This window comes from Bradyrhizobium sp. BRP56, from assembly GCF_020194035.1.
GTDB classification, from domain to species: domain Bacteria; phylum Pseudomonadota; class Alphaproteobacteria; order Rhizobiales; family Xanthobacteraceae; genus Bradyrhizobium; species Bradyrhizobium australafricanum.
This window is the reverse complement of the sequence record NZ_JADYVV010000031.1, coordinates 42,522-66,910: the sequence shown is the minus strand read 5'-3', so window position 1 is coordinate 66,910 and position 24,389 is coordinate 42,522. Positions and strand designations below refer to the sequence as shown.

Genomic DNA, 24,389 nt, shown 5'->3' with positions numbered 1-24,389 from the left:
CGCGCTTCAGACCGTCGGCAGGACCGAGAAACGCTCCCCTGCCCGGCGCTGGTTCAAAAGATCGGAGTTGCCTGATGCGGCGTGCACGGCAGCGACGCGCGCCGAGAACGGACCGCGGTTGCATGCCGCAATCATGTCAGTGACGACGTCGTCGGGGCCGGCAAACACCGCCTCGACGCTGCCGTCGCGGCGATTGCGGACCCAGCCTTCGAGGCCGCGTGAGTTTGCCTGCTCGTCGACCCAGGCGCGATAGCCGACGCCCTGGACGCGACCGCTGATGGTGACGTGGCGGATCACGCCGCTCATTTTTTCAGACCGAGGAACTCGCCGCTGCGCGCCTTGGTCTCCGCCTCGCGCATGACGCGGCCGGTCAGTTCGGACGAGGCAATGCCCTTCAGGTTGTTCGGCGAGGCGCCTTCGCGCAGCGCCTTCAGCGTCTCGTAGACGGCCTGGGTTGCGGCCGCGAATGGCGCGTGGCCTTGCAGCGCGATCCTGACGCGCTGGCTTGCCAGATAGTCCAGCGCGGTCATCTCCTCCGGCGCGCCGCCGAGCACGATCGGCAGCGTCGTCGCGGCCGAGAGCGCCTCCAGCTCACCGCGCGATTTGATGCCGGTGAAGAACAAGCCATCGACGCCGACCGCCTCATAGGCCCTGGCGCGTGCAATCGCATCGTCGAGACTGGTGATTGAGACGGCACCGGTCCGGCCCAGGATGACGAGCGACGGATCGCTGCGGCCGTCAAGCGCGGCCTTCATCTTGCCGACACCTTCTTCCAGCGAAATCAGCTGGGTCTTGGTCTGGCCGAACGCCTGCGGCAGCAGCGTGTCCTCGATGGTAAGGCCGGCCGCGCCGGCGGCCTCCACTTCCTGAACCGTGCGGCGGACATTGAGCGCGTTGCCGTAACCGTGGTCGGCATCGACGAGCACCGGCAGCGTCGACGCACGCGACATGCGGCGTATCTGCTCGGCGAATTCGGTCAGCGTGATCAGCGCAATATCGGGATCGCCGAGCACGGCGAGCGACGCCACCGAGCCGCCGAACATGCCGAGCTCGAAGCCGAGATCGTCCGCAATCCGGATCGAGGTCGCGTCATAGACCGAGCCCGGGCGGATGCAGGTCGATCCGGTGAGAATCGATCGCAGGGCTTCGCGGCGTTTGCGGAAGGCCATTTGCTATGTCCTATTCTCCGTCATTCCGGGGCGGTGCGAAGCATCGAACCCGGAATCTCATCTCGCTCTCAATCTCGAGATTCCGGGTTCGCGCGTACCGCGCGCCCCGGAATGACAGGGTTACGCGAACTCCAGGATCAGCGCGTCGACCGCGAGCGTGGCGCCGGCGGCGGCGTGGATCTTCTTGACCGTGCCGTCACGCTCGGCGCGCAGCACGTTCTGCATCTTCATGGCTTCGACCACCGCCAGGGTCTCGCCGGCCTTGATCTCCTGCCCCTCGGTCACCGCGATCGACACCACGAGACCAGGCATCGGGCACAGCAACTTCTTGCCGGTGTCGGCGGCCGAGACCACCGGCATCAACCGCGCCGAGGTCGCCTCGGTCTCGGTGAAAACATAGACCGGAATCTCAAAACCCTGATGCGCGAGGCGGAAGCCGTTGTTGATCGCCCGCACCTGCACGGCGACGAAGTTGCCGTCGATGGTGCCCTGCCAAACCGGATCGCCCGGGACCCAGCTCGATACGAGGTTATGAGGGTTGCCCGGCAGCCCGTCGGCGCCGATGAAGCGCACTGCAATTGCGTCACCCTCGCGCGCGACGTCGAGCGCGATCTCGGCGCGGTCGAGCCACACCGCGCGGCGGCGCTCGCGCAGCACGACGCGGCCGCCCATCTGGCCGGAGATCTGCCGCTTGCGCTCGCCCAGCACGTGGTCGATGGCAGCGCCGACCGCGGCCAGCCGCCGCGCGATCTCGCCCTCGGGCGCGCGCGCCGAAAACCCTTTCGGGAATTCCTCAGCGATGAAGCCGGTCGACAGCCGGCCCTCGCGCCAGCGCGGATGGTTCATCAAGGCCGACAGGAACGGAATGTTGTGCCGGATGCCGTCGACATAGAAGGCGTCGAGCGCGGTCGCCTGCGCCTCGATCGCCGCGGCGCGCGACGGAGCGTGGGTGACGAGCTTGGCGATCATCGGATCGTAATGGATCGATATCTCGCCGCCCTCCTGCACGCCGGTGTCGTTGCGGATCGTGATGCCGTCATGGCTGGCTTCCGCCGGCGGGCGGTATTTCACCAGCCGCCCGATCGAGGGCAGGAAGTTCCGGAACGGATCCTCGGCATAGACGCGCGACTCCACCGCCCAGCCGGTCAGCGTCACGTCCTTCTGCGCGATCGCGAGCTTCTCGCCGGCGGCGACGCGGATCATCTGCTCGACGAGGTCGATGCCGGTGATCAATTCGGTGACGGGATGCTCGACCTGCAGGCGGGTGTTCATCTCAAGGAAGTAGAAGCTCTTGTCTTGGCCGGCGACGAATTCCACGGTGCCGGCCGAATCGTAGTTTACGGCCTTGGCCAGCGCGACGGCCTGCTCGCCCATCTTGCGGCGGGTGGTCTCGTCGAGCAGCGGCGACGGCGCCTCCTCGATGACCTTCTGGTTGCGGCGCTGGATCGAGCACTCGCGCTCGCCGAGATAGATCACATTGCCATGCTTGTCGCCGAGCACCTGGATCTCGATGTGCCGGGGATCGACGATGAATTTCTCGATGAAGACGCGGTCGTCGCCGAACGACGATTTCGCCTCGGCCTTGGCGAGGTTGAAGCCTTCGGCGACCTCCGCCTTCGAATGCGCGATGCGCATGCCCTTGCCGCCGCCGCCGGCGGAGGCCTTGATCATCACGGGGTAGCCGATCTCGTCGGCGATCTGGACGGCGTGCTTGTCGTCCTCGATGACGCCGAGATGACCCGGCACGGTCGAGACTTTCGCCTTCGCCGCGGCCTTCTTGGATTCGATCTTGTCGCCCATCGCGGCGATGGCGCCGGGGTTCGGACCGATGAAGACGATGCCGGCGGCTTCCAGCGCGCGCGGAAACGCCTCGCGCTCGGACAGGAAGCCGTAGCCGGGATGCACCGCCTGCGCGCCGGTCTTGCGGCAGGCCTCGACGATCTTGTCGATCAAAAGATAGCTCTCGGCCGCAGCGGGCGGTCCGATCAGCACGGCCTCATCGGCCATCTCGACATGCAGCGCGTCGCGGTCGGCCTCGGAATAGACGGCAACCGTCTCAATCCCCATACGGCGCGCAGTCTTGATGACCCGGCAGGCGATCTCGCCGCGGTTGGCGATCAGGATTCGTTTGAACATGCTCTTCTTGCTTGGGCTTTTTCGGACTTCGAATTGTCCATTTGGCAGGATTCCTCCCCGCGCAATCTGGCACGGGCGATTGGGCGTAACCACTCCGTTGGTACAGCAAATTGCCCCGGAGGCAACGGTCTAATGCAGACCCGCCAGTCCATGGTCAGTCCTGGGCGGTAGCCCGATCGGTATTTCAGCCCGAATAGGTCTTGAAGCGGCCACGCGAATGAGCCTTCGCGACGGCCTTCATCAGCTCGCTGACCTCGTTCTCCAGGAATTCATTGGCCACGATCAGCGCCCGGATGGTGGCACGCAGATTCCCGCCGCAGGCGGAAATGGCCTGATCGACAGCGGCTTCCAGCCCGTCATCGTCGTCAGATTCGGGCCGTGCAGACATGATGGGGTATCCGGGATTCAGGTGGCGCATCATGTTCCTATTTTGTTCTGATCAAGTCAATTGGATCTTTGATCGGGCGCGGTCTCCTGGGCCGTCTTTCTCCGCCGCCAGCGCGCGAGGCATAGCAGGCTCCAAATGCCGGTGACGATTTCGGCGGAGGACGTTGATAACGAAGCTCGCCCATGCGCATCCCTTCAATGGCAATTGTCCGGCCGTTCTACGTCGCGGAATGCCGATCGGGACGTGACGGTGCGCACGCCCCCACTCGCCAACAGTCCTTGGTTGGATCGTACCGGCTTGTGCTAGAAGTTCGGCTGCCCGCCAAAGATCTGAAGTTGAGAAAATGCGGTTTCGAAATCCGGTCGCCACGACGCTTCTCCTGGCCTTCCTGTCTGCAACCACCAGCCTGACTGCAACCGCAGGCCCCACGGCGTCAGCGGTCATCAAGGACGCCGGCACCGTTCAGCTCGGCAACACAACCTATCGGCTCGACGGCATCGACGCGCCGGCGGTCGATCAGCTCTGCATCGACGAGCACGCGGACGTCTGGACCTGCGGGATCGAGGCGCGCGACCAGCTGACCAGACTGATCGGCGGCAAGCAGGTTCACTGCGACGATATCGGCGTCGATCCGACCTTCAAGAAACGCCGCCTCGGCGTCTGCAAGATCGAGGGCGACCCGACCAGCCTGAGCCAGGTGCTGGTCCAGAAAGGCTATGCTCTCAATGTCGAAAACTCGGCCACTGGCCGATTCAAGCCGGATGAAGCCACCGCCAAGGACGATCGCGCCGGGCTCTGGAAGGGCTGCTTCGTGGCGCCGCGCGACTTTCGTACGGCCAGGAAGGACGGCGCCCTGCTCGGCAACGCCTGCCCCGCCGACCGCGACCAGCAGATCCGCAACGCGCTCTTCCCCGACGACCTGCCGATGCCGGCGAGCTGCAACATCAAGGGCAAATACGCCGTGCGCGCCCGCGTCACCGGTAATGTCGGCATCTACCATTTGCAGGCGTGCCGCAGTTACCCGGGCCTCGGCAATCCGGATCGCTGGTTCTGCTCCGAGGAGGACGCACAGGCCGCCGGGTTCCGCCGGGCCTATAATTGCCGGCCGCCCAAAGCCAAGTGAAGGGCAAGTGATTGCCGTAAATCAAGCTGGCAAAGCCGCCGCGTCCTGTGTGAAACTGCACCGAGAGGTTGCCGGCGCGTATGACCCCATCCGATCCCGCTGATGTGCTTCCCGAAGCTGCGGCAGCCGAACGGCTGCGGCAGCATCTTGAGGAGATCGCGCGCGAACGCGATCGCGCCCATCGTGAGCTCCAGGAGCGCGAGGCGGAGCTGGCGCGGATCCAGCGCATCGCGCGGGTCGGCGGACTCGAGATCGATTTCCGCGACGGCGTGCGCAACCGCCGTTCTCCCGAATATCTCCTGGTGCATGGGCTGCCGCCCGAAGAGGTCAACGAGACCTATGAGAACTGGGTCGCGCGCATCCACCCCGAGGATCGCGAGCGCACGATCCGGCACCTGTTCGGCGTGCTCAAGGCCGGCGGCGAAGACTACACGGCCGAATACCGCATCGTCCGCCCGAACGACGGCGAGAGCCGCTGGATCCGCGTCGTCGCCAAGATCGAGCGCGACCGCAGCGGCCGTGCGCTGCGGCTGGTCGGCGCCGATCTCGACGTCACCGATCAGATGCTGGCGCAGGAGACCTTGCGGGAAAGCGAAGAGCGCTTCCGCCTGATCGCCGACAGCGCGCCGGTGCCGATCTGGGTGACCAAGCTCGACCGCACTCGCTCCTTTGCCAACCAGGCCTATCTCGACTTCCTTGGACTGCCGTTCGAGGAAGCGATTGTGTTCGACTGGCGCAAGGCGCTGCATCCGGATGACCTGCCGCAAATCCTGCAGGAGCAGATCACCGGCGAACTCTCGCTGAAGCCATTCGTGCTCGAGGCCCGCTATCGGAACGCCGCAGGCGATTGGCGTTGGCTGCGCTCGGAATCGCAGCCGCGCTGGGACCCGAACGGCAAGCACATCGGCTTCATCGGCGTCGCCCACGACATCACGGCGGCCAAGGAAGCCGAGATCGAGCTGCGCAAGCTCAACGAGTCGCTGGAGCGGCGCATCCTGGAGCGCACCGCGCAGCTCGAATCCCGCGAAGCGCAGACGCGCGCGATCCTGGAAACCAGCCATCAATACCAGATGCTGCTCAACCGCGATGGCGGCCTGCTCTACACCAACCAGACGGCGCTGGCCGGCATCTGTACCGATGCCGCCGACGTCGTCGGCAAGCCGTTCTGGGACACGCCGTGGTTCGCCGCGACCGAGGGCATGCCGCGCGTGATCCAGAATGCCTTCGCGACCGTGATGCGCGGCGAGGAAGTCAAGATCGAGATGCAGCTGCGCCTGCCGATCGGCGAACGCTATTTCGATTTCGCGATGCGGCCGCTGCAGGACCAGCACGGCACCATCGTCGGCGCCGTGCCGGAGGCCGTCGACATCACCGAACGGCGCCGCGGCGAGGAAGCCCTGCGGCAGTCGCAGAAGATGGAAGCGGTCGGCCAGCTCACCGGCGGCGTCGCGCACGATTTCAACAACCTGCTCACCATCATCCGCTCCGCGACCGACTTCCTGCGCCGCCGCGATCTGCCGGATGACCGGCGCCGCCGCTATATCGATGCGATCTCCGAGACCGTGGAGCGGGCCTCCAAGCTCACCGCCCAGCTATTGGCATTCGCGCGCAGGCAACCGCTCAATCCGGAAGTGTTCAATGTCGGCACGCAGGTCGACAGCGTGACGCAGCTGATCCGCCCGCTGGTCGGCGCGCGGATCCACATCGAGGTCAGGATCGAGGATCCCGACTGCTTTGCGATCGCCGACATCGGCCAATTCGAGACCGCGCTACTCAATCTCGCGGTCAACGCCCGCGATGCCATGAGCGGCGAAGGCCAACTGACGATCGGCGTCCGGAAGGTCAAGAATATCCCCGCCCTGCGCGCCCAGGCCTCGCGCAGCGGCGATTTCGTCACGGTCTCGATCCAGGACACCGGCACCGGCATCTCGCCGGAAAACCTCGACGCGATCTTCGAGCCATTCTTCACGACCAAGGAGGTCGGCAAGGGAACGGGTCTCGGATTGAGCCAGGCCTTCGGCTTCGTCAAGCAATCCGATGGAGACATCGAGGTCACCTCTACGCCCGGGCACGGTGCGACCTTCACCATCTATCTGCCGCACGCGATGCGCCCGGCGGACGCCAAGGTCGCAGCCCGAGCGGGCACCGAGCAGGCTTCGATCGGGCGCGGCTATCGCGTCCTCGTGGTGGAGGACAACGACGATGTCGGCCAGTTCTCCACCGAGCTGCTCGAGGATCTCGGCTATTCGGTCAAGCGCGCGGCCAATGCCAATGCCGCGCTCTCGATCCTCTCGGAGAACGAATTTGCCGCCGACCTGGTGTTCTCCGACGTGATCATGCCGGGCATGAACGGCGTCGAGCTCGCCGGACTCATCCGCGATCGCTTTCCCGGCCTGCCGGTGGTGCTGACCAGCGGCTACAGCAATGTGCTCGCCGAGAACGCGCACAGCGGCTTCGAGCTGATCCAGAAACCCTATTCGGTCGAGGCGCTGTCACGGACGCTCCGCAAGGCGATCGCCGAGCAGCGGGCGACCGCTTCCAAGCCCTGATCCTGCTGCCGGCCGCGCTCTACTGGATCACGACATGCGCGACGCCGAGCTGAAGGATGCCGAGCGCGCGGGCCGCCGTGGTCGACACATCGATGATCCGTCCACGAACGAACGGGCCGCGGTCGTTGACGCGGCACCGGATCGATTTTCCCAGATACGAGACGGTGATCATGCTGCCGAATGGCCGCTTGCGATGCGCGCAGGTCATCTCGCCACTCCTGCCGATGCCACGATAATAGGACGCAAGGCCACTCTCTGCGTTTGCCATGCACGAGGCAAACAGCAGCATGGCCGCGGACGTTGCTGCGGTTTTCATTGATCGCCTGCCGGTCGAGCCCCGCAAGGGAACGCGGTTCCACGGGTTCGGTTCCGCGCCTCGGCGTCGGCAGGTCGATTTTTAGGAACTTTTCGGCGGAAAGCGTCAGGCGGTCGCGGCGGGATCGATCAGGGCAATGCCGAACTCGGGCCGCTTCCGCCGGCGAAGCCTGGCAGGGGCTTCGGTGACCACAACCTCCAGTGTCGGCCGAACGATGCCGGCAAGCAGATGGCCGCCGCGCGTCGATCCATCCGACAGTCCGAGCACGATGTGAATATGCAGGCTGGCCTTGCCGTCGTCGCCGGTCGCGATATCGCCGATCGCGCACAGCACCTCGCATTGCTCGTTGATCTCGATCTTCCGATAGCTCTTGGATGCGAAATCGAACCAGCCGACGGTTGCCCGCTCGAACGCGCCGATCGCGGTGAGCGATGCCGCCGTCACCTTCGCATCATTGGCGAATTTCGTCAGCGCGCCGAACGCTTCCTCGCCGCTATCGAGCACGACGACGTGAACCTGCGCGCTCGGCGCATCGGACACGAGCTTGCTTTTCATGGACCGCCTCGCCTCTAAGAGCTTCCACTCTCAATCGGAGACGGCGACGATTGTTCCTGACGGACCGGATCGGCAGGCGCTCAGGCGGCGACGCAATCGGCCGCGAGCAGCGTCCGCAGGTCCCGCGCAGGAACCGGCCTGCTGAACAGGTAGCCCTGCATCTGCGTGCAGCCGAGCATCTGCACGGTGTCGCGCTGCTGATCGGTCTCGACGCCCTCGGCGGTGGTGATCATGTTGCGGTCGGCTGCGATCGAAACCACGGCGCGGATGATCGAGGCCGAGCCGCTGTTGCGGGTCACTTCCTTGACGAAGCTGCGGTCGATCTTGATCTTGTCGAACGGGAAGCGTTGCAGATATTGCAGCGACGAGTATCCGGTGCCGAAATCGTCGAGCGCGATGTGGACACCGAGCGCGCGGAGCTGGCCGAGCGTGACCAGCGCCGCGTCGTCGTCGGCGATCAGCACCGCCTCGGTGATCTCGAGCTCGAGCCGGCGCGGATCGAGCCCGCTCTCTGCAAGTGCATTCGCAACCTTCAGCGCCAGCGTCTCCGACTTGAACTGGATCGGCGAGACGTTGACCGCGACGCGCACATGCGCCGGCCAGGCTGCCGCCTCGGTGCAGGCGGTGCGCAGCACCCACTGCCCGATCTCCTCGATCAGCCCGGTCTCCTCGGCAACCGGTATGAACTCCGCCGGCGAGATCATGCCGCGCACGGGATGCCGCCAACGCAACAACGCTTCGCAGCCGGTCACCTCGTCGCTGCGCAGGTCGACCAGCGGCTGGTAGTGCAGCTCGAAGCCGCCCTCGGCCAGCGCGATGCGCAAATCGGCCTCCAGCGCGCGGCGCAGATTGGCCTGCGCCTCCATCGCCGGATCGAAGAAACGATGGGTCCTGCGGCCCGCCGCCTTGGCGGCGTACATCGCAAGGTCGGCACATTTGAGCAGGCGGAACAGGTCGGAGCCGTGGCGCGGGGCGATCGCAATGCCGATGCTGGCGTCGCTCGACAAATGATGGCCGAGGCAGTCGAACGGCGTACGCAGCGACTGATAGATGCGTGCGACCAGGTCGCCGACGTCGTCGTCCGAGGTGATGTCGTGCTGGACGATCGCGAACTCGTCGCCGCCGAGCCGCGCGATGAAGTCATTCGACCCGACCGACTGGCGCAACTTCTCGGCGACGCGCCGGAGAAACTCATCGCCGATCAGATGGCCCAGCGTGTCGTTGATCCGCTTGAACTCGTCGATGTCGATGTAATGGATGGCGAACTCGCGCGTGGCGGCCTCGAGCAGCAGCCCTTCCGCGTGGCGCTGGAACAGCGTCCGGTTCGGCAGATTGGTCAGCGCATCGTAATGCGCGAGATACTCGATCCGCGCCTGCGCACGCCGCCCATCGGTGACGTCCTCGAGCGTGGTGGCCCAGCCGCCGTCGGGCGCACGCTTATAGATCAGGCGGATGCTGCGACCGTCAGGCGTCATGATCACGGAGTCCCGAACCTCATCGCCCCTGGGATTGGTGAAACGGGCGCAGTACTCGTCGACGTCGCCGACAAACGAGCCGATCGCCTGGCGATGCAGGATCAACTCGCGCAGATGGCAGCCCGGCCTCGCGACATCAGGCGAGAGGCCGAACATGTCGATATATTGCTGGTTGCAGATCACGAGCCGCGCCGAGGCGTCGAACAGCAGCAGCCCCTGCGTCATGGTGTTGATGGCGGTGTCGAGGTGCTGGCTCTTCTCGGACAGCCTGCGGCTTGCCGCATCGTGCTGCCGCTGCAACTGACGGACGATCAGGAAGACCGCGAAGCTGATGATCAATACCGCCAACACGGCTGCGCAGAATTGCAGTTTGGTCTGGGTGCGCCAGTCCTCCAGCGCGCTCGATGTCTTCGTGGTAGCGAGGATCAGGATCGGAAAATGCGACAGCGATCTGACCGCGCCGACGTTCTCCTCGCCCGAAGCGCCAACGAACCGTCCCGAGGTGTTGCCGCCAAAGCTGATGACCTTCTGGAACACCGGCAGGTTGATGATGTTGCGACCGATCACGCTGGCATCCTGCGGATAGCGCGCGATGATGGTGCCGTCACGGTGGATCATCGAAATCACGGTGTCGCCGCTCAGCGCCAGCGAGGCGACGAAATCCTCGAAATGGCTCGGCTCGACGCCGCGGCTTGCGAAGCCGATGATGTCGCCGTTGCGCCCGGTGATCTTGCGCGCAAAGATCGTGGTCCAGTTGCCGGTCACCTTGCTCATCGCGGGCTCGACGATCACAGGCGAGGTCGGCCGTCCCGAAATGAACTCCTGGAAATAGCGCCGGTCCGCAACGCTGATGTCGGGCACCGGCCACATCTCGGATGAGTTGATCAGCCATCCCTTGGCGTTGAACAGGTTGAGCCCGCCGACATGCGGCAGCGCCGCCAACCGCGTGCGCAGCATCTCGTGCGCGCTCAGGAGCGACATGTTCTTTTCGAACTGATCGGCGGTCTCGACCTGCTCGGCCCGCAGATAATTGACGATGTCGTCGTGGACATGCTGGAGATCTGTAAGCTGCTGGTCGAAATGCCGCGACAGCAGCAGGGCGGTGTTGTTGAGCTCGCGCTCGGACATCTCCAGCGCGCGCTCGCGAAACTGCAGCGCGAGATAGCCGGTGCCAAGCGTGATGGCGAGCACCAGCAGCGCGGCACTCAGGACGAGCCACTGGATCGCGCCCATCCTGCTGGCGCGCAACACACCCTTGATCGACAGCCGCCGGTATTCCGGCACGCTGCTCGTTGAGACAACCGACATTTTCCTGCCCCTGTGGATGCCCTTGTACGGGAACACAACCCAAGGGGTGGTTAGGAAAATCAGTTATCGGACGGTTAAGGCCAACGTGGACTCGCGCGCAACTGGCCCCTCGGCAGCTCCCGGCTCACGAGCTGCAGCAAGCCGAAGCCCCGGGCGGCGCGGCGTTGGGCTGTGGGGCGCAACAGGCGCTCTGTTTGTCTTCCTGCTTCTCGTGCGCGACACGCGCGGTCCGCTCGCCGGTGCCGTCGCCAGCTGCTGCGCCGAACCGCAGACAGCGCGTAACGTTATAGTATCCGCGGCCAATCTGTCGCGGACCGGAACTTGAATGCGCGCGGGCACGGCGCTAAGTAGGCCCCATGGACGCTTCGCGCACCATGATTCAGTCTTCTCCTGACGCAACGGGATCGCGCCGCTGGCGCAGCCTGCTTGCGGGACTGATTTCGCTTGCGCTGGTGCTGTCGTTCTTCCACGGCTGGACCTCCGACGGCGATACCGACGCGGCTCCCGGCTTCTCGATCGCGCAGCCGATCAACGACGCCAGCGCCGGCGGCAAGACTCCGGCGCATCCCGCCTCGCCTCACAGCGACCATTGCCTGACGCACGTCGCCTCCGTGGCTCCGCAGGAGACCGCGTTCCCGATCGCCTATGCGCCGCACAGCTACGGCGACGCCAGCATCGGGCTGCCGGCTTTGGCCGATCGCCTCTCTCCTTTCAAGCCACCCCGCGCCTGATCCGGTCGACATGACCGGCCGTGCGCTGCTGCCATTCGGCCGCGCACGCTTCCGCACAGATCGATGTCGCGACGGCGCAGGGCCATCGGCCTGCGCTGCGGAGAGGCGCATATGAAACGGGTTATTCTATTTTTCGCCGGCGTGGCCGCCGGCATTGCACTGGTCGTTGTGGCGGCCGGATGGATCGGCTGGCCGGTCAGGTTCCCGGCCGCGACGCAGGAGACTGCGACGACAGACACAAAGACCGAGGCCCGGCACGAGGCCCCCGGGCATATCGAGCTGAGCGAAGACCAGGTTCGCGAAGCCGGCATCACGTTCGCGCAAGCCAGCGGCGGCATGCTGAAGCGGCATTTCCTCGCGCCGGGATCGCTGATCCCCGATGCGGATCACATCGGCCGGGTCTCGGTGCGCGTGCTTGCGACGGTCACGGAACTGCGCAAGCGCCTCGGCGATGTCGTCGAGAAGGGCGAGATCGTCGCCGCGATCGAAAGCCGCGAGGTGGCCGACGCCAAGAGCGAATACCTCGCCGCGCGGCTCACCAACGATCTGCAGCAGACCCTCTACGCACGGCAGAAGACGCTGGTCGAGACCCGCATCGTGTCGGAAAACGAATTCCTGCGCACGCGGCTGACCGCGAACGATGCCCAGATCAAGCTCGACGGCGCCCGGCAGAAGCTGTTTGCCCTTGGCCTCTCGGAAAGCGAGATCGCCGACCTGCCGAACCAGCCCCCGGAGAGCCTGCGGACGCAGTTCTTGCGCGCGCCGATCAGCGGCCGGGTGTCCGAACGGCGTGTCGACCTCGGCGGATTGATCGGGCGCGAGGGCCAGGAGAGCGAGCTCTATGTCATCGTCAATCTCGATGACATCTGGGTCGATTTGGCGGTTTCCCCCGAAGACATCGGCGCGGTCCGCGAAGGTGTTTCGGTGAAAATCCGCGCCATCGGCACCGAAGATGAAGCCAATGCCGGTGTGATCTTCGTCAGCCCCCTGCTCGACCGCGAGACCCGCAACGCGCGCGTGATCGCGACCATGCCCAACAAGGACCACCGCTGGAAGCCGGGCACCTTTGTCACCGCGGAAGTCCCGCTGTCAGGCGCGCCGTCGACCGTGATCGTCTCGAAGAAGGCGCTTCAAACCATCAAGGGGACGCCGACCGTGTTCGTGCGCGATGCCGACGGCTTCGAGGCAAGATCGGTGCGGACCGGCCGCGAGGACGACGACGATATCGAGATCGTTGCCGGCCTCACAGCCGGCGAGACCATCGCGGTGCAGAACACCTTCACGCTGAAAGCGGAGTTCGAGAAGGACGAGGCGGAGCACGGCCATGATTGAGCGCATCATCGGTCTTGCGATCCAACGGCGCTGGGTAGTCGTCACATTGGCGGCGATCCTGATGGTCCTCGGCGGCCTTGCGCTGACCGGGCTGCCGATCGACGCGGTGCCCGACATCACCAACAAGCAGGTCCAGATCAACACCGTGGCCCCGGCGCTGTCGCCGGCGGAAATCGAGAAGCAGATCACCTTCCCGATCGAGACAGCCCTGGCCGGCGCGCCCGGCCTCGAGAGCACGCGCTCGCTCTCCCGCAACGGCTTCTCCCAGATCACGGCGGTGTTCAGCGAGGCCACCGACATCTATTTCGCCCGCCAGCAAATCGGCGAGCGCCTGACCGAGGTCCGCGCGCGCCTGCCGCAAGGCATCGAGCCGCGGATCGGCCCGACCTCGACCGGCCTTGGCGAAATCTACATGTGGACCGTCCATTATTCCGGGCAGAAAGTGCAGGCCGACGGCGCGCCGGGCCTGCAAAGCGACGGCCGCTTCCTGACGGCGGACGGCCAGATGCTGCAAAGCGAGGTCGAGAAGGACGCCTATCTGCGTACCGTGCAGGACTGGATCATCAAGCCGCAGATCAAGATGGTGCCTGGTGTCGCCGGCGTCGATACGATCGGCGGATACCTCAAGCAGTATCAGGTCCATCCCGATGCGGCGAAGCTGATCGCGCTCGGTCTCACCTTCGCCGACGTTGCCAAGGCGATCGAGACCAACAACGTCAGCCGCGGTGCGCGCTATATCGAGCGCAACGGCGAAGGCTTCGTCGTGCGCTCCGGCGGCCGGCTCGAGAACATCGACGAGCTCGGCGCCGTCGTCGTCACCACTCGCGGCGGCGTCCCGGTCCGGATCCGCGACCTCGCCACGCTTTCGATCGGCGGTGAGACGCGCACCGGCAGCGCCAGTGAGAACGGCCGCGAGGTCGTGGTCGGCACCGCGCTGATGCTGATCGGCGCCAATAGCCGCACCGTGTCGGCCGCGGTCGACGCCAAACTGCGGACAATCATGCCATCCCTGCCGGCCGGCATCGAGGTCAAGACGGTGCTGGATCGGACCCAGCTGGTTGATGCAACGATCGGCACGGTGGCGCGCAACCTCAGCGAAGGCGCATTGCTCGTGATCGCCGTGCTGTTCCTGCTGCTTGGCAATTTCCGCGCGGCACTGATCACGGCGCTGGTGATCCCGGTCGCGATGCTGATGACGGCGATCGGCATGTGGCAAGGCCGGATCAGCGCCAATCTGATGAGCCTCGGCGCGCTGGATTTCGGCCTGATCGTCGACGGCGCCGTGATCATCACCGAGAACAGCTTGCGTCACCTCGCCGAGAAGCAGCATGCGCTCGGCCGCGTGTTGACGCGCGACGAACGGCTGGCGACGGTGCACGCGTCCGCGGTGGAAATGGTGCAGCCGAGCCTCTACGGCCAGGCCATCATCCTCCTGGTCTATGTGCCACTGCTGACCTTCACCGGCGTCGAAGGCAAGATGTTCGAGCCGATGGCGCTGACCGTGATCCTTGCGCTCGCGGCCGCCTTCGTGCTGTCGCTGACGCTGGTTCCCGCGCTGATCGCGATCGGCATCACCGGCCGCGTGCAGGAGCGGGAAAACCGGCTCGTTGCGGCGCTGAAGCGCTGCTACAGCCCGCTGCTCCGGCGCGCGGTTGCAACGCCTATCCCGGTCATCGCGGTGGCGGTCGTGCTGTTCGCAACCGCCATGTTCGGGTTCTTCCGCCTCGGCCAGGAGTTCATCCCCTCGCTCGACGAGAAGAACATCGCCATGCACGCGCTCAGGATTCCGAGCACGGCGCTGTCACAGTCGCAGGCGATGCAGCTGTCGGTCGAGAAGGCCGTCAGCCGCTTTCCGCAGGTGTCGTTCGTCTTCTCCAAGACCGGCACCGCGGAGGTGGCGAGCGATCCGATGCCGCCGAACGCGTCCGACACCTTCATCATCCTGAAACCGCGCGAGCAGTGGCCGGACCCATCGCTGACTAAAGAACAACTGATCGAGGACATCTCGAAGGCGGTCGGCCGGCTGCCCGGCAACGTCTATGAGTTCACCCAGCCGATCCAGATGCGCTTCAACGAACTGCTCGCCGGCGTTCGCGGCGACATCGCGGTCAAGGTGTTCGGTGACGAGTTCGGGCCGATGCAGAAAGCCGCCAACCAGATCGCCTCGGCGCTACGCAGCGTGCGCGGCGCGACCGACGTCAAGGTCGAACAGGCCGGCGGCCTGCCCGTGCTCGAGATCAAGGTCGACAAGGCGGCGATTGCCCGGCGCGGCCTCAGCGTCTCGGCCGTGCAGGACGTGATCGGCGCCGCGGTCGGCGGTCAGGATGCCGGCGTTGTGTACGAAGGCGATCGCAGCTTCGACATCGTGGTGCGATTGCCGGAGAGCGTGCGCTCCGATCTCGAGGCGTTGAGCAACCTGCCGGTCGCATTGCCGAAGGCAACGCCGAGCTCGCCGGTGCAGAGCCTGCCGCTCAACCGCGTCGCCCAGTTCTCCTTCACCGAAGGGCCGAACCAGATCAGCCGCGAGAACGGCAAGCGCCGCATCGTAGTGACGGCCAATGTTCGCGGCCGCGATCTCGGCTCGGTGGTCGAGGAAGCCCAGGCAAAAGTCACGCAATCGGTGCAGCTACCGCCGGGCTATTGGATGACCTGGGGCGGCCAATCCGAGAATCTCGCCGCAGCGCGCCAGCGCCTGGCCATCGTGGTGCCGGCCTGTTTTGCGATGATCTTCCTGTTGCTGCTGGCGGCGATGGGCTCGGCCCGCGATGCGTTGCTGGTGTTCAGCGCGGTACCGCTGGCGCTCACCGGCGGTATCGCCGCACTTTGGCTGCGCGGCATGCCGTTCTCGATCTCGGCGGCGGTCGGCTTCATCGCACTGTCGGGCGTTGCGGTGCTGAACGGGCTCGTGATGCTGAGCTTTATCAGGCAGTTGCGCGAGCGCGGCGTGCCGATGCGGGAAGCCATCGAGCAAGGCGCCCTCACCCGCTTCCGCCCCGTGGTGATGACCGCCTTGGTGGCCTCGCTCGGCTTCGTGCCGATGGCGTTCGCCACCGGCACCGGTGCTGAGGTGCAGAAGCCGCTCGCCACCGTCGTGATCGGCGGCCTGATCAGCGCGACCCTGCTGACGCTCGCCGTGCTGCCGGCGCTCTATGCCCGGTACGGGCATGCCGGCAGCGCTGCGCGCAATGAGAGAACCGCGATTCAACCCGCGGAATGACGGTGTGTTGACCAGCGTTCCGCAGGAAAAATCCGGCCGTTACAGCGCCGAGCAAGCGCTGTAACATTTCTGTCATATGGCAAAACTAAACGAGGACTGCGGCGGGCTGCCGCGGGGCTTCATCAGGGGGAATAACACTATGCGTCGTGCCATTACCTTACTGTCCGCGAGCATGATCGCGCTTTCGGCGGGCGCCGCCTCGGCGCAGAACGCCAAGCCCCGCAACCTCATCCTGTTCGTCCCGGACGGCCTGCGTGGCGGCATCGTGACGCCGCAGACGGCGCCTGCGATGGCGGAAATCCGCGACAAGGGCGTCAATTTCAAGAATTCGCACTCGCTGTTCCCGACCTTCACGATGGCGAACAGCTCGGCGCTGTCGACCGGCCATTATCTCGGCGACACCGGCACCTTCTCCAACACGATCTATACCGGCTACACCTCGGTGCCCGCCGGCGACACCGTGGTCCCCTTCATCGAGAACGACGCGGTGCTCGCCGATGTCGACGATCACTTCAACGGCGACTACCTCAACGAGGAGACGCTGCTGAAGATGGCCCGCGGCCAGGGTTTCAGCACCGCCGCCATCGGCAAGGTCGGCCCGACCCTGCTGTTCGACCACACCGATCGCGGCAAGAACACGATCGTGGTCGACGATTCCACCGGCGGCAAGACCGGCGTGCCGCTCTCCGACGAGATGAAGGACGCGCTGACCAAAGCGGGCCTGCCGCTCGCCACCCCGAGCCGCGGCGACAACGCCAAGGCGGGCGATGCCAAGACGCCCGGCACCACGGTCGCCAACGTCGCGCAGCAGGCCTACATGGCCGACGTCGCGACCAAGGTGGTGCTGCCGATGTTCAAGGCGCGCAACAAGCCGTTCGTGCTGGTGTTCTGGTCGCGCGATCCGGACGGCAGCCAGCACAACACCGGCGACAGCCTCAACACCATCACCCCCGGCATCAACGGCCCGACCTCGATGGCCGGCATCAAGAACGCCGACAACAACCTCGCGCAGCTGCGCAAGGCGCTTGACGAGCTCGGCCTTTCCGCCGACACCAACATCATGGTCTCCTCCGACCACGGGTTCTCGACGATCTCGAAGGAGAGCAAGACCAGCCCCTCGGCCAAGATCGCCTATAGCGACACGCCGAAGGATTTCCTGCCGATGGGCTTTCTGGCGATCGACCTCGCCAAGGCGCTGGACCTGCCGCTGTTCGACCCCAACGACAAGAACGCCAAGGTCGCCGACAACGCACACCCGAAGGCCGGCAACGGCGTGCTCGGCCAGGATCCGGCCAAGCCTGACGTCGTGATCGCGACCAATGGCGGCTCGGATCTGATCTATCTGCCGAACCGCGACAAGAAGCTCGCCGACCGCGTCATCAAGGCGCTGCTCGAGCAGGACTATGTCAGCGGCCTGTTTGTCGACGACAAGCTCGGCACCTTCCCCGGCACCCTGCCGATGTCGAACCTCAATCTGAAGGGCAAGGCGGTGACGCCGAACCCGTCGATCGTGGTCAATTTCCGCTCCTGGTCGAGCGGTTGCGAGATCCCGACCAACTGCTCGGTGCAGGTCGCCGACACCGTGCTGCGCCAGGGTCAGGGCATGCATGGCAGCTTCAGCCGCGGCGACACCTTCAACTTCACCGCGGCGATCGGCCCCGACTTCAAGGCGGCCTATGTCGATCCGCTGCCGGTCAGCAACGCCGATGTCGGCATGACCGCGGCCCAGCTGCTCGGCCTGCGCGCGCCGAACAATGGCGGCTTGATCGGCCGGGTGATGTCGGAGGCGCTGCCGAACGGCATCGTGCCGAAGATGGCCGAGGGCACCATCATGTCGAAGAAGCCGTCGGCCAATGGCCTGCGCACCGTGCTGAAATTCCAACGCGTGCTCTCGACCCGCTATTTCGACGTCGCCGGGTTTCCGGGGCGGACGCTCGGGCTCGAGGAAACCGGTGGCAAACAGAAAACGGCGGGGAAGTAATCCCCGCCGCTCTGCTCGAATTCCAGTCACGCGGGATGATGGTTTACATCATTCCGATGTCGAACACGTTGGGGAGCTGCGCCGCGAGCGGCAGCGCAGTCGCGCCGACCAGCGTCGCCACCATCGCCGCCAGCGCGCGGCCGGTGCGGCGCTGACCGCGCATCTGGCCCGCGATCCACTCCAGAACCTTGGTGTCCATCTTGGCGCCTTGTCTCGGCGCCCAGCGATCGATCTCGGTGTCGGGCGACAGCGCCACCGTGCGCGGCGGCACCGGCAGGCCGGACTCGGAGGCGGCATGGTGGGCGATCGCCTTGGCGAGCAGATCGTCGAACCGGCCGCCATCGCTGCGCTCGGCGGCGGCCTCGTTGATCGCGAACAGCGCCTCGATTTCGGCCCGGCTGACCGGCTGATGCTCGACCGCGGCCGCCGTCAGGATGCGCGCGCACCAGGCAGCGTCATCGGCATCGAGAGACCGGGAGAAATGGATGCGGCCCTTGGTGGTCGGGCCTTCGCCGGTGATCACGCCGTCGCGCACGATGGTGAGCGCATGGGCGGCAGTCTTGCGGCAGGACGGATGCAACGCACCGCTGAGAGGCTCAGCGGTCTTGGTACTTGGGGTAGACATTGTGGGAGCTTTCAATTCCTATCTCAGGCCAGCTTTTCCATGCGGGCGTAAACGAGTGGTTAATGATTCGGAACTTGCGTTCCGAGATTTTTAGATGGTTGCTATTTGGTCGCTTTAAACGTCGTCACGGTTCAGTCCTATAGCAGCCAGGGCCGGCGTGATGACTGCGATAAGCGGCATTATCTGGGCATTTCCAAGCCTTTGTGCCGCAGCTGATATTTCGCCGCAGGGATCCGGATCAAAACAAGTTGCTTGGAATTCCACCCTCAAGGAGAAATGTTTCACCTTTTTTCAGAACCCGTTCACTTAAGCCTTATCCCGTCCTATACTGGAACAGACAGCCTCAAATACAAATTCAATCGCAACTTCAAAGAGATGAGGTAAAATCATGGCACTTCAGATTGGCGCCGTCGCCCCCGACTTCGAAGCCGAGACCACCGAAGGAAAGATCAAGTTCCATGACTGGATCGGCAACAGCTGGGCGCTTTTGTTCTCCCATCCCAAGGACTTCACCCCGGTCTGCACCACCGAGCTCGGTGCGCTCGCCCGCCTGAAGCCTGAGTTCGACAAGCGCGGCGTCAAGCTGATGGGCTTGTCGGTCGACCCGGTGGACCGCCACGCCAAATGGTCCGACGACATCAAGGAAACCCAGGGCGCGGCGCCGAACTATCCGATGATCGGCGACACCGACTTCAACGTGTCGAAGCTCTACGACATGCTGCCGGCCTCGACCTCGGGCGATCCCCTCACCCGCACCCCTGCCGACAACCAGACCGTCCGCAACGTGTTCGTGATCGGACCGGACAAGAAGATCAAGCTGGTGATGGTCTATCCGATGACCACCGGCCGGAATTTCCAGGAGATCCTGCGCTCGATCGACTCGCTGCAGATGACCGCCAAGCACCGCGTCGCCACCCCTGCCGACTGGAAGCAGGGCGAGGACGTGATCATCGCGGGCTCGGTCAGCGACGACGAGGCCAAGACGATCTACCCGCAGGGCTGGAAGGCGCCGAAGCCTTACATCCGCATCGTGCCGCAGCCGAAGTAACGGCAGGCTCACTGCGTCCGGGTGACCCGCGCACAGCCGATCATCGTCTGGTTTCGCGACGATCTGCGGCTGTCGGATCACCCGGCGTTGCATGAGGCGGCGGCAAGCGGCGCGCCGGTCGTCGGCCTCTATGTGCGTGACGAAGAGAGCCGTGCATTGATGCCGCCGGTCGTACGTCGGCTCGGGGGTGCGACGCGCTGGTGGCTGGCGCAGTCGTTGCGCGCACTCGGCAAGAGCCTCACCATGGCAGGCGGATCGCTGGTGCTGCGCACCGGACCGGCCGCGTCGGTGATCGCCACGGTGGCGCGCGAAATCGGCGCACGCGCCGTATTCTGGAACGACATCGCGCAGGCACCGCATCAGGCCGTTGCCAGAGAAGTCGAAGCCGCGCTCGCAAGTGACAGCATCGACTCGCAAATTTTCCGCGGCGATCTGCTCGTCGAACCGAAGGCGATCCGCAACAAGGACAACCGGGCCTTGCGCGTGTTCACGCCGTTCTGGCGGCGCGTCCAAGGCCTCGGCGATCCGCCAAGGCCGTTGCCGGCGCCGAAGAGACTCACATCCATCGGCGGCATCGCGAGCGACGCCCTCGATGACTGGGGTCTCGAACCGACACGGCCGGATTGGGCCGGCGGCCTGCGCGAGACCTGGACACCGGGTGAAGCCGCGGCGCAGGCGCGGCTGAAGCGATTCCTCGATGAGGGGATCAGCGGTTACGCCGACGACCGCGATCGGCCCGACCGCGACGGCACCTCGCGCCTGTCGCCACATCTGCGCTTCGGCGAGATCAGCCCGCGGCAGGTGTGGCACGCGGCCCGCTTCGCCGCCGCGGAAGACTCGCGCCTTGCCGGTGACATCGGCAAGTTCCTCAGCGAGCTCGGCTGGCGCGAATTCTGCCGCCATCTGCTGTTCGACGTCCCCGATATGGCGGATCGGAACTTGCAGGAGCTGTTCGATGCCTTTCGGTGGAGGCGCAACGCTCTTGCCTTGGAGGCGTGGCAGCGCGGACTCACCGGCTATCCGATCGTCGATGCCGGCATGCGCGAGCTCTGGCACAGAGGCGTGATGCACAACCGGGTGCGGATGGTGGCGGCCTCGTTCCTGGTCAAGCACCTCTTGATCGACTGGCGCACAGGCGAACAATGGTTCTGGGATACGTTGGTCGATGCCGATGCGGGCTCCAACCCGGCGAACTGGCAATGGGTCGCGGGCTGCGGCGCTGACGCCGCGCCCTATTTCCGCGTCTTCAATCCGGTCCTGCAGGGCGAGAAATTCGATCCCGACGGCGGCTATGTCAGGCGCTGGGTGCCGGAGCTCGCGCAGCTCTCCAACGAGCTGATCCATCAGCCCTGGACAGCGACACCGATCGAACTGGCGAGCGCCGGCATCGAACTCGGCAAGACGTACCCGCCGCCGATCGTTGATCACAAGCAGGGGCGCGAACGCGCGCTTGCAGCTTACGCGAAGATCCGTCGCAAAGACTAAGCGCGGCGATTGACCAGCAGCACCGCCGCGGCGCAGGCGGCCATGCCGGCAATGGCGACATGATCCAGCCGCTCGTCGAACAGGACGTAGGCCATCAGCGCGGTCACCGCCGGCACCAGATAGAACAGGCTCGCGACCGAGGTCGCGGCGTGGTGACGGATCAGCCAGTACAACAGCCCGATCGAGCCGATCGACAGCGCGAACACCAGCCAGGCCAGCGCCAGCACGAACTCGCCGGTCCAATGCACGACATTGGTCTCGAATACAAAGGCGCCGATGCCGAAGAAGATCGTCACCGCGATGTACTGCACCAGATTGCCGGCGCGCCAGTCGATCCGGTTGCAATAGCGCCGTTGATAGAGCGTGCCCAAGGTGATGCTGATCAGCGAGACGCCGGAGGCGAGCCAGCCCCACCCCGCCTCGCCCGTCATCGGCCGGTTGTGCAGGATCAAGACGACGCCGGCGAGGCCGAGCACCAGCCCGCCCCATTGCAGCGGCGTGACGCGCTCGCCCAGCCAGCGGTTGGCAATCGTCGAGGTCAGGATCGGCTGCAGGCCCGGGATCAAGGCCGAGAGCCCCGCCGGAACCGAATGCGCGATCGCAATCGCGGTGCCGCCGAGGTAGAAGCCGTGCACCAGGATGCCGGCGACCGCGCTGTGGAGAATGCCAGTCCGGTCCGGCCAGTTCGGCCGCGCGATCGCGGCGATGACCGCCATCACCACCACCACGAACGCCATCCGGATCGCCAGATAGGTCAGCGGCTCCGCATTGTTGATGACGTATTTGGTGCCGATGAATCCGGTGCTCCACAGCACGACAAAGATCGCCGGCGCCAGACGAGCGGCAGTTTCCTCGAAGCTCTTGTTCATTGCAGGCTGTCATTGCCTGAAGACGAGGCAGCCAGCAATCGTGAATTAGGAGGGTGGCGGCGAGCCCGCGGCTGTAAGCAGGTGGCGCCTCACCCACAGTGTCGTCCCTGCGAAAGCACTAGCGTATATACATAACCTCCGCAGTCTTTCCGGAGTCTTCTCAAAGAGTTGGCCGAAAACCGCAGAGAACTTACTCATCTGCACTAGGGTTGCGCCCGCCGATTCCGGCTCTCGCCTAGTAGCTAACCCCTTGATGATGAGTCGGTTTTCTAGCCTCGAAGAGATGTGTAAATGCCCTAGTGCGGAAGCAGGGACCCATACTCCGCGGCGGATGTTGTGAAAGGGACTCGTCGTTCCAGCGGCCTTCAACGATAACCATCGGTGGTTATGGGTCCCTGCTTTCGCAGGGACGACACTGAACGTGTTGCACGGTCTGCTAGCCACACATTCGCATTCTCGCGACATTGCCGATGACACGAGACCACTCTGACCTTGCAGACGCTCGCGGACCCAACGCCTATCGCTGCCAATCACGACGATTTGTCCTCAGGGATGCCATGCGCGTTTATCGGATGCGACATGCCGCACTCGCCGATACGCTTCGGTAGAATCTCGCAGCCGTCGGTCGCGGCACGTTCCGGATTGCACTGGAATCTACCGTCGCCGAATACCGGCGGCCAAGAACACTGCACAAGAAGAGCCGGCCACGAGCCGGACAAGAAGAAAAACAATGGATCAAGTGGCGTTGGTCGTCGTTCGGGCGGTCGAGAGCGGCGCGACGACGACGAAAGATATTATCGGCGTGACCAGATTATCGCGCCTCAAGGTCGAGCGTGCACTGAGCACGCTGGAGAAGCAGAAGCTGCTCCTCCGCGAACGGCAGGGCTCGTGGGCCCTCGGCTTTCCCGTGGCTCCGACGGTCAGGCAATGTGGATCATGCACCCTCTGCTGCAAGGTGCTTGAGGTGACCGATCTCCGCAAGCCGATGAATACGGTCTGCAACCACATCCTGGCGGGCGGCGGATGCGAGATCTACCACGAGCGTCCCCGGCAGTGCCGGTCATTCAGCTGTGCTTGGCTGCAAGGCCACCTCGAAGATGATTGGTTTCCGGAGACCGCGGGCATGGTGCCGCATTTCGGGCTCGACGCGCTGAATGTGCAGGTCGACCTCGATGATCCCGACCGCTGGCGCGAGGAACCTTATTTCAGCAAGCTGTGCGAACTTTCGTTGAAGGGCCTCAGGGTAAGTGAAGGGCGGCCGTATGCCACCCTCGTCATCGTCGGTCAGGACCGCTACCTGCTGCTCGGGCGGACCATCGTGCCCGATCCAACGCTGTTCGGCACCGCCTTCGTGCCGATTACGCTCGATACCTTCCGCTACTGGAAGGCAACATCGCTTGAGCATCTGCAGCGGTTGAACGATCGGGTCATGGAGATCCAGCGCATCCAGCAGGAGTTCGGCCATTGCGCCATCCCTGACGACGACGATCCCTCCCCGCCTTACCGGCCGGCTCTTCTCCAACGGTCGAAGGAACTGGGCGTGATACGCACGACGTGACGACAGCCGGACACAGCGCAGGTCAGTTCGTCATCTGAGGTGATACTTCCTGCCGTTGGTATTCGGGTCTGTGTTGTCGCTTGTCGAAAACATCAAGGCCGGGCCGAAGTAATTCCAGGTGTCCCGGTAAAATGCGAAGCGGCCGGCACCCTTGTCGATGATCTCTTGCTGGGCGGTGTTCGCGGGGCCGAGAAGCCGGTCGTCTTCGTACAATCGGGCAGTCTCGAGCGTGCCGTCCACGTATTTGACGGGGATGAGATACGCATATCCCTTGTAAAGACGGAAGGCGCCACGCAACAGGTTCCTGTCGATCGGACTCGGAGGAACCAGAAAAAGGAATGCGCTCGACGCCAAGGCAAAGAGCGTCGATCCGATCGCGATGCGCGTGCTGGCAGATGTCCTCAACGATACTTTTCCCTTGGCTCTTGCTTGCGAGGCTTCCCGCCTTCTCTAGCGCGCGCCTGCGGCGCAGACAACCGACCGCCCGCCGCCACGCCTTGTGGCGAACCGAATCTGGCTCGCGG

19 protein-coding genes are annotated in these 24,389 nt (G+C 64.8%); 9 read left to right on the top strand and 10 right to left on the bottom strand.

Features of this window, described 5'->3' with window-relative positions:
- Positions 1–6: 6 nt before the first annotated feature.
- The 4 genes from I6F38_RS22115 to I6F38_RS22100 all read right to left on the bottom strand — a co-directional run bounded on the left by I6F38_RS22115 (position 7) and on the right by I6F38_RS22100 (position 3,693).
- Complete coding sequence (locus I6F38_RS22115) at positions 7–306, bottom strand: acylphosphatase (RefSeq protein WP_225161799.1); 300 nt, start codon at positions 304–306, stop codon at positions 7–9.
- Complete coding sequence (locus I6F38_RS22110) at positions 303–1,169, bottom strand: isocitrate lyase/PEP mutase family protein (RefSeq protein ID WP_225161798.1); 867 nt, start codon at positions 1,167–1,169, stop codon at positions 303–305. The genes I6F38_RS22115 and I6F38_RS22110 overlap by 4 nt, the downstream gene beginning before the upstream one ends.
- Before the next feature lie 120 nt (positions 1,170–1,289).
- Positions 1,290–3,305: an acetyl/propionyl/methylcrotonyl-CoA carboxylase subunit alpha gene (locus tag I6F38_RS22105; RefSeq protein WP_057017049.1), complete on the bottom strand. Its 2,016-nt coding sequence runs from the start codon at positions 3,303–3,305 to the stop codon at positions 1,290–1,292.
- A gap of 184 nt (positions 3,306–3,489) precedes the next feature.
- A complete protein-coding gene (locus tag I6F38_RS22100; RefSeq protein WP_157348769.1) occupies positions 3,490–3,693 on the bottom strand; it encodes a hypothetical protein in 204 nt (67 codons plus the stop codon).
- Positions 3,694–4,036: 343 nt separating this feature from the next.
- Between I6F38_RS22100 and I6F38_RS22095 the strand changes: the two genes are divergently transcribed.
- Both I6F38_RS22095 and I6F38_RS22090 read left to right on the top strand, forming a co-directional pair.
- Positions 4,037–4,816 (top strand): thermonuclease family protein, encoded by a 780-nt coding sequence (locus I6F38_RS22095; protein WP_225161797.1) that lies wholly within the window; start codon positions 4,037–4,039, stop codon positions 4,814–4,816.
- An 80-nt stretch (positions 4,817–4,896) separates the two neighbouring features.
- Positions 4,897–7,365, top strand: a complete 2,469-nt coding sequence (locus tag I6F38_RS22090; RefSeq protein ID WP_225161796.1) for a PAS domain S-box protein — start codon at positions 4,897–4,899, stop codon at positions 7,363–7,365.
- A 19-nt stretch (positions 7,366–7,384) separates the two neighbouring features.
- Here the strand turns inward: I6F38_RS22090 and I6F38_RS22085 are convergent, their stop codons facing one another.
- From I6F38_RS22085 to I6F38_RS22075, 3 genes are all read right to left on the bottom strand, one after another.
- Complete coding sequence (locus I6F38_RS22085) at positions 7,385–7,633, bottom strand: septal ring lytic transglycosylase RlpA family protein (RefSeq protein ID WP_245467148.1); 249 nt, start codon at positions 7,631–7,633, stop codon at positions 7,385–7,387.
- A gap of 153 nt (positions 7,634–7,786) precedes the next feature.
- Positions 7,787–8,236, bottom strand: coding sequence for a PPC domain-containing DNA-binding protein (locus I6F38_RS22080; RefSeq protein WP_225161795.1), 450 nt, complete (start codon positions 8,234–8,236; stop codon positions 7,787–7,789).
- Positions 8,237–8,316: 80 nt separating this feature from the next.
- Positions 8,317–11,019 carry an EAL domain-containing protein gene (locus tag I6F38_RS22075; RefSeq protein ID WP_225161794.1) on the bottom strand — a complete coding sequence of 901 codons (2,703 nt, stop codon included), beginning with the start codon at positions 11,017–11,019 and terminating at the stop codon, positions 8,317–8,319.
- Between the two features lie 374 nt (positions 11,020–11,393).
- Between I6F38_RS22075 and I6F38_RS22070 the strand changes: the two genes are divergently transcribed.
- From I6F38_RS22070 to I6F38_RS22055, 4 genes are all read left to right on the top strand, one after another.
- Positions 11,394–11,750 carry a hypothetical protein gene (locus tag I6F38_RS22070; protein ID WP_225161793.1) on the top strand — a complete coding sequence of 119 codons (357 nt, stop codon included), beginning with the start codon at positions 11,394–11,396 and terminating at the stop codon, positions 11,748–11,750.
- A 111-nt stretch (positions 11,751–11,861) separates the two neighbouring features.
- A complete protein-coding gene (locus tag I6F38_RS22065; RefSeq protein WP_225161792.1) occupies positions 11,862–13,082 on the top strand; it encodes an efflux RND transporter periplasmic adaptor subunit in 1,221 nt (406 codons plus the stop codon).
- Positions 13,075–16,299, top strand: coding sequence for a CusA/CzcA family heavy metal efflux RND transporter (locus I6F38_RS22060; protein WP_225161791.1), 3,225 nt, complete (start codon positions 13,075–13,077; stop codon positions 16,297–16,299). Before I6F38_RS22065 ends, I6F38_RS22060 begins: the two co-directional genes overlap by 8 nt.
- Before the next feature lie 139 nt (positions 16,300–16,438).
- Positions 16,439–18,280 carry an alkaline phosphatase family protein gene (locus I6F38_RS22055; protein ID WP_225161790.1) on the top strand — a complete coding sequence of 614 codons (1,842 nt, stop codon included), beginning with the start codon at positions 16,439–16,441 and terminating at the stop codon, positions 18,278–18,280.
- A gap of 43 nt (positions 18,281–18,323) precedes the next feature.
- On the opposite strand, the gene I6F38_RS22050 is transcribed toward I6F38_RS22055, so the two are convergent.
- Positions 18,324–18,905 (bottom strand): hypothetical protein, encoded by a 582-nt coding sequence (locus I6F38_RS22050; RefSeq protein WP_026192875.1) that lies wholly within the window; start codon positions 18,903–18,905, stop codon positions 18,324–18,326.
- A 388-nt stretch (positions 18,906–19,293) separates the two neighbouring features.
- Between I6F38_RS22050 and I6F38_RS22045 the strand changes: the two genes are divergently transcribed.
- Positions 19,294–19,953 carry a peroxiredoxin gene (locus I6F38_RS22045; protein ID WP_092088955.1) on the top strand — a complete coding sequence of 220 codons (660 nt, stop codon included), beginning with the start codon at positions 19,294–19,296 and terminating at the stop codon, positions 19,951–19,953.
- Positions 19,954–19,974: 21 nt separating this feature from the next.
- Positions 19,975–21,438 carry a deoxyribodipyrimidine photo-lyase gene (locus I6F38_RS22040; RefSeq protein ID WP_225161789.1) on the top strand — a complete coding sequence of 488 codons (1,464 nt, stop codon included), beginning with the start codon at positions 19,975–19,977 and terminating at the stop codon, positions 21,436–21,438.
- On the opposite strand, the gene I6F38_RS22035 is transcribed toward I6F38_RS22040, so the two are convergent.
- Positions 21,435–22,307 carry a DMT family transporter gene (locus I6F38_RS22035; RefSeq protein ID WP_092088959.1) on the bottom strand — a complete coding sequence of 291 codons (873 nt, stop codon included), beginning with the start codon at positions 22,305–22,307 and terminating at the stop codon, positions 21,435–21,437. The genes I6F38_RS22040 and I6F38_RS22035 overlap by 4 nt on opposite strands.
- Positions 22,308–23,037: 730 nt before the next feature.
- Here I6F38_RS22035 and I6F38_RS22030 point away from each other — a divergent pair.
- Positions 23,038–23,865 carry a YkgJ family cysteine cluster protein gene (locus I6F38_RS22030; protein ID WP_225161788.1) on the top strand — a complete coding sequence of 276 codons (828 nt, stop codon included), beginning with the start codon at positions 23,038–23,040 and terminating at the stop codon, positions 23,863–23,865.
- Between the two features lie 30 nt (positions 23,866–23,895).
- On the opposite strand, the gene I6F38_RS22025 is transcribed toward I6F38_RS22030, so the two are convergent.
- The gene (locus I6F38_RS22025) at positions 23,896–24,270 is read right to left on the bottom strand and encodes a hypothetical protein (RefSeq protein WP_225161787.1); all 375 of its coding nucleotides are present in this window, start codon (positions 24,268–24,270) and stop codon (positions 23,896–23,898) included.
- Between the last annotated feature and the right edge of the window lie 119 nt (positions 24,271–24,389).

Coding starts and splice junctions, on each gene's coding strand:
- I6F38_RS22115 (WP_225161799.1), bottom strand. CDS start 306: ATGAGCGGCGTGATCCGCCACGTCACCATCAGCGGTCGCGTCCAGGGC.
- I6F38_RS22110 (WP_225161798.1), bottom strand. CDS start 1,169: ATGGCCTTCCGCAAACGCCGCGAAGCCCTGCGATCGATTCTCACCGGA.
- I6F38_RS22105 (WP_057017049.1), bottom strand. CDS start 3,305: ATGTTCAAACGAATCCTGATCGCCAACCGCGGCGAGATCGCCTGCCGG.
- I6F38_RS22100 (WP_157348769.1), bottom strand. CDS start 3,693: ATGTCTGCACGGCCCGAATCTGACGACGATGACGGGCTGGAAGCCGCT.
- I6F38_RS22095 (WP_225161797.1), top strand. CDS start 4,037: ATGCGGTTTCGAAATCCGGTCGCCACGACGCTTCTCCTGGCCTTCCTG.
- I6F38_RS22090 (WP_225161796.1), top strand. CDS start 4,897: ATGACCCCATCCGATCCCGCTGATGTGCTTCCCGAAGCTGCGGCAGCC.
- I6F38_RS22085 (WP_245467148.1), bottom strand. CDS start 7,633: ATGGCAAACGCAGAGAGTGGCCTTGCGTCCTATTATCGTGGCATCGGC.
- I6F38_RS22080 (WP_225161795.1), bottom strand. CDS start 8,236: ATGAAAAGCAAGCTCGTGTCCGATGCGCCGAGCGCGCAGGTTCACGTC.
- I6F38_RS22075 (WP_225161794.1), bottom strand. CDS start 11,019: ATGTCGGTTGTCTCAACGAGCAGCGTGCCGGAATACCGGCGGCTGTCG.
- I6F38_RS22070 (WP_225161793.1), top strand. CDS start 11,394: ATGATTCAGTCTTCTCCTGACGCAACGGGATCGCGCCGCTGGCGCAGC.
- I6F38_RS22065 (WP_225161792.1), top strand. CDS start 11,862: ATGAAACGGGTTATTCTATTTTTCGCCGGCGTGGCCGCCGGCATTGCA.
- I6F38_RS22060 (WP_225161791.1), top strand. CDS start 13,075: ATGATTGAGCGCATCATCGGTCTTGCGATCCAACGGCGCTGGGTAGTC.
- I6F38_RS22055 (WP_225161790.1), top strand. CDS start 16,439: ATGCGTCGTGCCATTACCTTACTGTCCGCGAGCATGATCGCGCTTTCG.
- I6F38_RS22050 (WP_026192875.1), bottom strand. CDS start 18,905: ATGTCTACCCCAAGTACCAAGACCGCTGAGCCTCTCAGCGGTGCGTTG.
- I6F38_RS22045 (WP_092088955.1), top strand. CDS start 19,294: ATGGCACTTCAGATTGGCGCCGTCGCCCCCGACTTCGAAGCCGAGACC.
- I6F38_RS22035 (WP_092088959.1), bottom strand. CDS start 22,307: ATGAACAAGAGCTTCGAGGAAACTGCCGCTCGTCTGGCGCCGGCGATC.
- I6F38_RS22030 (WP_225161788.1), top strand. CDS start 23,038: ATGGATCAAGTGGCGTTGGTCGTCGTTCGGGCGGTCGAGAGCGGCGCG.